This window comes from Undibacterium sp. Ji50W, assembly GCF_049340445.1.
GTDB lineage: Bacteria > Pseudomonadota > Gammaproteobacteria > Burkholderiales > Burkholderiaceae_D > Undibacterium.
This window is the reverse complement of record NZ_JBMPOX010000073.1, coordinates 1-584: the sequence shown is the minus strand read 5'-3', so window position 1 is coordinate 584 and position 584 is coordinate 1. Positions and strand designations below refer to the sequence as shown.

Below are 584 nucleotides of genomic sequence, written 5' to 3'. Positions count from 1 at the left end.
TACCACGGCAGGGTTCGTGACTGGGGTGAAGTCGTAACAAGGTAGCCGTATCGGAAGGTGCGGCTGGATCACCTCCTTTCTAGAGTAGCGTGTAGTGAAGTGTCCACACTTATTGACTGTTAATGATGAATAGAGAACACAGGTAAGAGATCATGTTCCCGAAAGGGGGATTAGCTCAGCTGGGAGAGCACCTGCTTTGCAAGCAGGGGGTCGTCGGTTCGATCCCGTCATCCTCCACCAAGGTTTTGGTAGGCGTAGTAGGAATCGGGTCTGTAGCTCAGTTGGTTAGAGCACCGTGTTGATAACGCGGGGGTCGTTGGTTCGAGCCCAACCAGACCCACCACCAGATCTCGACAGTGCAAACGTAAGTCAGCGGCAGTAGCGAAAGAAAGCTACAGAATACAACGTTGAGATTTAGGTTTGTACTTTCAAAGCGAAAGACAAAAGTAATAACAGAAGTTCTCGTTCTTTAACAATTTAGAAGAAGTAAAGTAGAAATAATCAAAATTATTTCTGTAAAGAGAAGCTGACAACGACAGTTGTGAGTGGAAATTATGGAAGGGTTGTGATTGTATCGAACAAAC

At 46.2% G+C, this 584-nt stretch carries 2 tRNA genes and 1 rRNA gene; all 3 read left to right on the top strand.

What is annotated here, in order from left to right:
* Positions 1–79 (top strand): 16S ribosomal RNA (locus ACO0K9_RS28070); the annotation flags it as partial.
* 85 nt (positions 80–164) lie between these two features.
* Positions 165–240: transfer RNA gene (locus ACO0K9_RS28065), tRNA-Ala, on the top strand.
* 26 nt (positions 241–266) lie between these two features.
* Positions 267–343, top strand: a tRNA-Ile gene (locus tag ACO0K9_RS28060).
* Positions 344–584 lie beyond the last annotated feature (241 nt).